At 38.4% G+C, this 7060-nt stretch carries 5 protein-coding genes and 1 other annotated feature (1 of these 6 only partly in view); of the genes, 4 read left to right on the forward strand and 1 reads right to left on the reverse strand.

Translation table 11 applies throughout. The annotated features are described in order from the left end of the window. Positions 1-85 (forward strand) — a binding site (T-box leader); it begins 124 nt to the left of the window's first position. 51 nt (positions 86-136) lie between these two features. The 3 genes from ACWOEC_RS08710 to ACWOEC_RS08720 are packed head-to-tail and all read left to right on the forward strand — an operon-like array spanning position 137 to position 3353. Next, entirely contained in the window at positions 137-1069 is a 933-nt protein-coding gene (locus ACWOEC_RS08710; protein ID WP_455307469.1) for a homoserine O-succinyltransferase, read from the forward strand. Between the two features lie 11 nt (positions 1070-1080). Beyond that, a complete protein-coding gene (locus ACWOEC_RS08715; protein ID WP_455307471.1) occupies positions 1081-2271 on the forward strand; it encodes a MalY/PatB family protein in 1191 nt (396 codons plus the stop codon). Then, the gene (locus ACWOEC_RS08720) at positions 2268-3353 is read left to right on the forward strand and encodes an aminotransferase class I/II-fold pyridoxal phosphate-dependent enzyme (RefSeq protein WP_455307473.1); all 1086 of its coding nucleotides are present in this window, start codon (positions 2268-2270) and stop codon (positions 3351-3353) included. The genes ACWOEC_RS08715 and ACWOEC_RS08720 overlap by 4 nt, the downstream gene beginning before the upstream one ends. Before the next feature lie 168 nt (positions 3354-3521). Here the strand turns inward: ACWOEC_RS08720 and ACWOEC_RS08725 are convergent, their stop codons facing one another. After that, positions 3522-5009: a peptide MFS transporter gene (locus ACWOEC_RS08725; protein WP_455307479.1), complete on the reverse strand. Its 1488-nt coding sequence runs from the start codon at positions 5007-5009 to the stop codon at positions 3522-3524. A gap of 373 nt (positions 5010-5382) precedes the next feature. Here ACWOEC_RS08725 and ACWOEC_RS08730 point away from each other — a divergent pair, with 373 nt between their 5' ends. Continuing rightward, the gene (locus ACWOEC_RS08730; RefSeq protein WP_455307475.1) at positions 5383-6777 is read left to right on the forward strand and encodes a gluconokinase; all 1395 of its coding nucleotides are present in this window, start codon (positions 5383-5385) and stop codon (positions 6775-6777) included. The last annotated feature ends 283 nt before the right edge of the window (positions 6778-7060 follow it).

A 7060-nucleotide genomic window follows, 5' to 3' on the forward strand; every position in this document is an offset into this window, starting at 1 on the left:
ACGGATGCGACCGTTACTTTCGCATGACCAATGAGGCACGCAAGTTGTGCAAATTAGGGTGGTACCACGAATTTTCGTCCCTTTATCGAGTTACTCGATAAAGGGGCTTTTTTTATTCTAGAAAGGAGCGACATGTGTGCCAATCATCATCGCTAAAGAACTACCAGCAGCTAAAATCTTAAAAGAAGAAACGATCTATGCTATCAAAGATCAACAAGCGCAACACCAAGATATTCGACCATTAAAAATCGGGATCATCAATTTGATGCCTGATAAGATTCAAGCAGAAACCCAATTATTACGCTTATTGTCGATGAGTCCTTTGCAGATCGACGTACGCTTACTTCGCATGACCAATCATGTCAGTAAACATACGAGCCAAGATCATTTGACGAAATTTTACACGACAACCGAGGAAATGAAAGCCGAAAATCTTGATGGGTTGATCATCACTGGAGCACCGATCGAGCAAAAACTTTTTGAAGAAATCGATTATTGGGAAGAATTGTGTGACATTTTAGAGTGGAGCCAAACGCATTGTACTTCCGTTTTGCATATTTGTTGGGGAGCGCAAGCAGCATTGTATCAGCATTATGGCATCCAAAAAAGATGCTATACTGAAAAATTACTTGGCGTCTTTGCTCAAAAAGTACAACACACACACCCGGTATTACGTGGATTTTCAGAGGAATTTTATTGTCCACATTCACGCTTTACCGGAATCGACGAAGACGCACTGATGGCGAGCGAGTTGCTCGTTTTGGCTCAAAACCAACAAACTGGTCCTGCAATCATTGCTTCACCAAATGGAAAGAATCTATTTTTATTGGGACATTTAGAATATGAAACCAAAACATTAGATCAAGAATATCAACGCGATCAATTACAAGGACAAGCGGTATTACCAGAAAATTATTACATACAAAACGATCCGCAAAAAGGTATCGTCAATACGTGGCAGTCACATGCCTCATTGTTCTTTTTAAACTGGATTCATGACACGTACCAACGCACACCATATGATGAAACAAAAATCGGACAAGTCGAATGTATCTTAACGGAGAACTAGGAGGAAGTAATATGGACAGTCAAACATTTATTGAAACGTATTATCAAGAACGTCAAAACAGTGATTCACTAAAATGGGATGCGCTTGTAGAGCGTTTTGGGGATAAAGATCTGTTGCCGTTATGGGTTGCAGACTCTGACTTTTCTACAGATTCACAAATCAAGCAGGCATTAGTCGAACGGATCGAACATGGAATTTTTGGCTACTCAACGACACCAAAAGACTATGTTGATGCCTATCAAGGATGGTTAGACCGTCACGAAAAAACACAAGTAGAAGCAAGATGGCTGACCTTTTCGACTGGCGTCGTACAGTCGTTATATGATCTAATTGCCTGTTTTACGCAAGAAGAAGATGCCGTGTTGATCCAACCACCAGTGTATTATCCGTTTTACAATGCGATCAATGATCAAAAACGTCAACTGATCGAGGCACCGTTAAAAAATGAAGCGGAACACTATACGATTGATTTTGAACAATTGGAATCGATTTTTGCCAATCAAGAAATCAAATTGTTTATTTTTTGTTCACCACATAATCCAGTAGGTCGTGTGTGGACCAAAGATGAAGTGACACGTGTCATGAGTCTATGCCAACAATACGGTGTGTTCTTGATTTCTGATGAGATCCATTCTGATCTTGTTTTAATCGATCGACCCTTTGTATCTGCTTTAACGATTGCTAAAGAAATTGGATTTACACAACTTGCTGTGTGCAATGCACCCTCTAAAACATTTAACTTTGCTGGATTATTAAATTCACACATCTGGATTATAGATGAAGATGTACGCCAACGCTTTTTCGACTGGTCTAAGGTCCATCGCCAAACGGAATTAAGTGTGTTAGGACAAGTCGCAGCAAAAACAGCTTATGCTAAAAGCGATGAATGGTTGGCTAGCTTTTTAAGTGTTGTAAAAATCAATGAGCAGTATATCCGTCAAACATTACGTGCCTCTTATCCCGATATTGAGATCGCTCCTTTAGAAGGAACGTATCTACTATGGATCGATCTTGCAAAAGTGTTACATGGGGAAGTGAAAACGCTCGTTCAAGACAAGGCGAAATTAGCAATCGATTTTGGGGAGTGGTTTTCAAAAGATTACGCCACGTATATTCGCATCAATTTAGCGACAAAACCTGAGATCATCCAAAAAGCGGTTACTCAACTAATCTATGCAATCGATAAGGAGGCAAACATATGACACAACACGTAGAAACGATTTTAGCCCAATTAGGTAACCGTAAAGATCCTCAAACAGGTGCCGTTAGCGCACCAATTTATTTATCAACGACATTTGCTCATCCAGCTTTAGGACAGAGTACAGGATATGATTATACCCGTACAAAAAATCCAACACGCGATATTCTAGAAGAAGGACTCGCAGCGTTAGAAGGTGGAAATCAAGCGGTTGTGACGAGTTCTGGAATGAGTGCGATCGCTTTGGTCTTTGATTTATTTGATAGTGGTGCTGTTTTTTATGTGTCACGTGATCTTTATGGTGGTAGCTATCGATTCTTTAATGAATTAGCTGCACGTAAACGCGCAACCTTTCATTATTTTGATAGTGTAACTGAACTTGAGGAAACGCTAACTGAAAAGGTGACGGCAATCTTTTTAGAAACACCGACCAATCCGTTGATGAATGAAACCTCGATTGAGGAGGTAAGTCGCTTAGCCAAAGCGCATGATGCGTATTTGATCGTCGACAATACCTTTTTGACCCCACTACGTCAACGTCCGTTATTAGAAGGTGCGGATATCGTCGTGCATTCAGGGACCAAGTATCTCACTGGACACAATGATATCTTAGCAGGTGTAATCGTGAGTAAACATCTTGAACTAGATGCGCGCTTGGTTTACTTAGCGAATACGATTGGCCCTTCTTTAAGTAATTTTGACTGTTGGTTGTTTATTCGCAGTTTAAAAACGTTACCGTTACGATTTAACCAACAAGAAGAAAATGCGAAAAAGATTGTTGCCGCTTTAAAAGAGCAACCTAAAATCAAAGCGGTCTATTATGCCGGGCAAGGGGCGATGATCAGTATCAAATTGCAATCGGCTGAAATGATCAAAGACTTTTTAGCTAAACTGACCTTGATTTCTTTTGCGGAAAGTTTAGGAGGTGTCGAAAGTCTGATTACCTATCCAACAACGCAAACACACGCGGATATCCCAGAAGCTGAACGGGAATCTTACGGACTAACACCAGATTTATTACGCTTGTCTGTAGGTATCGAATACGCTGAAGATTTGATTTCTGATCTGATTCAAGCCTTAAATTAAAAAGAGGCTGTGATAAAAGTGAACAGATCAGAAAAATAAGTCGCCTCATTCCGATAATAGACGTATCTATTTCGGTAATGAGGCGGCTTATTTTTGAAGGAGCTACTTTTAGAGCACCGTTTATTTAGTTTTTAGAAAATGTGACAGACATTTGTCACACCTCTTATTTTATTTGATTCCTTGCATTTTTTTCGACATCCAAGGTGTTAACACAAAGACGATCACGGCAAGTGCGATCGCGATTGCACCTAGAAAACCAAAGTAAGTCGATTTTGACATAATTCCATATAAACGCACAAGTTGTGCGTTAACACCTTGCGCTGTAGCGGAAGATAACAACCAAAGTGACATCATTTGTGATTCAAATGCTTTTGGAGCAAGTTTTACAGAAACACTTGATCCAACAGGTGAAAGGCATAATTCACCAATCACACAGATCGCAAAAGAGAAGACGATCCATAGCGGATTGATTAACGTTTCGCTTCCCATGCCCATTGTAGGGATGACCATCATCAAGAAAGAAATTCCAGCTAAAAAGAGCCCTAAGGCAAATTTGATTGGTGTGGCAGGCGCGAGATTTCCAAGTTTTTGCCAGAACCCTGAAATGATTGGAGCAAATAAGACGATCAATAATGGATTGATCGATTGGAAAAAGGCCGCCGGAATCGTATAGTCGATATTTAATAATGGATTTAGATCACGTTGCGTATTCTTATCGATAAAGGCACTTAAAATCGAGGAGCCTTGTTCTTGAATCGCCCAAAACATCACTGCCGATAAAAATAGCGGGATGTAAGACAATAAACGTGATTTTTCGACGGCAGTCGTTTTTTTACTACTATACATTGATAAGAAATAGATAAAAGGTAAGAAAATTCCTAAACCAGTTACGACTAGTGAAAACACATTAAACGTCAATAGATTTGTGAAATAGCCAATGACTAAAAGAATCACAATGATTGCGAAAACAATCAATAAGTTCTTTTTAAAACGCGCTTTTTCATTAGCTTCTAAGGGATTTGGAATATCTTTTCCGACTAGGCCAAGATTTTTTTTATTGAAGATCACATAAAAAATCAATGCCAAGAACATTCCAAAAGCAGCCGCGCTAAATCCAGCATGGTAACCAAATGAAGTTTGCAAGTTCCCAACGATCAATGGAGAAATAAATGCGCCCATGTTGACAGACATATAGAAAATAACGAATCCATTATCCATACGGGTGTCATTTTTGTCGTATAGACCACCAACAACGTTTGAAATGTTTGGTTTCAACATCCCGGTACCGATAATGATAAACAACATCGAAGCTAAGAACGTGACTAAACCGCCAAAAGGCAGTGCTAAAAAGATATGTCCTAACATGATCAACACAGCACCATAAAATAAAGTCGTCCGTGAACCAAATACTCGGTCAGCTAACCAACCACCAATAATACACGTCATAAAAATCAACGCACCATATAAAGACATGATTGATTGGGCTGTTGTTTCAGCTAAACCTAATCCACCATTAGCAACAGAGTCATACATGAAATAGAGCAAGATTGCCCGCATGCCATAATAACTAAATCTTTCCCAAAACTCAATGAAAAACAATACACCAAGTCCGCGAGGATGGCCAAAGAAACCAGTTGATGGTACACTTTTGACCATTTCTTCTCTAGAATAATTCAAAAATTATCCCTCCTTTAAATTTTCACACAAGGGCTATTTTACGAACATAATGAATTGTAGTCAATTTTTTTAGGATCAGAAATGCTAATTTGACTTCAATATGATAAAATCCTTTATTATTCATAATAAAACTTGATTTTTGATGAATATTTTTCCACCATAATATGTTCATTTTGTTATTTAACTACTTTTTAAGTTTAATGTTAACGGTTTTTTTGGAGGGGTTGTTAAAATTTCAAAAAACGTTCTTTTTCCGATGAAGAGTTTGTGAGAAAATAAGAAAAAAATAAGTAAGCTTTGTTATACTGATACTAACAAATTATTTAGCCTAGAAAGTAGGGATCTAATCAATATGTACTTTACGATCGATATCGGAACGACTGCAGTAAAAATGGCACTTTATGATCAAGAACGCGTGACGTTTACCTATCAAGAAGCAGTGGAGACTCATTTTGAAGAGCACGGAGTTGCCTATCAACATCCAGAAGAGATCAAGGCGATTATTTTACGAGGGCTGATGCAAAGTAAGCAACAACAAGTTACATTTGAACAAGTGATTTTAAGTACGCCGATGCATACGTTGATTCCTTTACAAACAGATCCGCTGAGAATGTATATTTGGTCGGATCAACAAGCGAGCGTTACTGCAAAGGAGTTAAAACAAACTGAATTTGCAAAAACGTGTTATCAAAAAACGGGAACACCGATCCATCCGATGTCTCCTTTTTGTAAACTTGCTTCATTTAAAAGCGAAAAAGAAAATTGGTATGAATCGATCCATTATTGGGGGGATTTGAAAGCATATCTCATGGACTGGTTGACTGGCCAATGGGTGACAGATTATTCAAATGCATCAGCTAGCGGATTAATGAATAGTGAGTTGTTTTGTTGGGACTGTAATATTTTGTCTTATCTGGATTTAGATCAAACACAACTGCCTAAGTTAGCAGATACGACAATACAATTTAGGCCACTTCCTACTATTGAAGAAAAAATCGGGCATGAATTTACAATTATGATTGGTGCTTCAGATGGATGTTTGGCTAGTCTTGCGGGAAAAATAAGCACAAAAAGTAGTGTAAGTATCACTTTAGGAACAAGTGGTGCTGTTCGTGTACTAACGAAAAAGCGTACACTGGATCCATTAGGACGTTTCTTTTGCTATTATTTAACCAAAGATCAGTGGGTCATTGGTGGCCCAACAAACAATGGCGGAAAAGTGTTGGAATGGATCGGCAAAGTGTTTTATGATTCTAAAGAACAATTGTATGCCCAACTACCTGAAGTTTTGGCACAAACAACACCAGGTGCTAGAGGCGTTTTATTTTATCCATATCTATTTGGCGAGCGTGCTCCGCTTTGGAGTGGCGATATTACAGCCGCGTACCAAGGGATTCGTTGGGAACATGAGCGTATGGATCTGATCCGTGCAGCGATTGAAGGTGTGCTGTTCAATTTAAATTTCATTAAACAACTGTTGATTCATGAAACACCATTATTGTCAGTTTCGGGTGGCTTTTTTCAACAGCCAGCTTTACTTGAGCTCAGTGCAGCGATTTTTCAGACACCGATTTGTTATTCAGAACAAAATGAACCGACATTTGGTGCTTATTTGTTAGCAAATCGAAGTATCGAGCAAGTCGAATTGCCAGAAATTCATCCAGTGAATCAAAAATTGAGTGCTACGTATCAAACTGCATATACATTATTTAGTAGTGGTTTGACAAAAATAAGCGAACAGATTTAAAAAAGTTCGCTTATTTACTTGATTTAATAAATTTGACATGTTATGATACATAAGTTGTTACAAGTAACCGAGCAATTCATTTGTTTGATAATTAAAAAAATGATTGACAATCATAACGATATAAGTTATGATATAAAAGTTGCTGATACAGCAGATTAGACCTTTGAAAACTGAACAAAGCAAGCAAACGAACCAATAGTGTAAGGTGTTTCTATTTAGATAGAAGCAAAAACAAAACAGCAAGCAGTAATGCGAGCGAAGTCAATTAAGAGCTTAACGATCG

It is taken from the genome of Enterococcus bulliens (assembly GCF_053761865.1).

Coding starts and splice junctions, on each gene's coding strand:
- ACWOEC_RS08715 (WP_455307471.1), top strand. CDS start 1,081: ATGGACAGTCAAACATTTATTGAAACGTATTATCAAGAACGTCAAAAC.
- ACWOEC_RS08720 (WP_455307473.1), top strand. CDS start 2,268: ATGACACAACACGTAGAAACGATTTTAGCCCAATTAGGTAACCGTAAA.
- ACWOEC_RS08725 (WP_455307479.1), bottom strand. CDS start 5,009: ATGGTCAAAAGTGTACCATCAACTGGTTTCTTTGGCCATCCTCGCGGA.
- ACWOEC_RS08730 (WP_455307475.1), top strand. CDS start 5,383: ATGTACTTTACGATCGATATCGGAACGACTGCAGTAAAAATGGCACTT.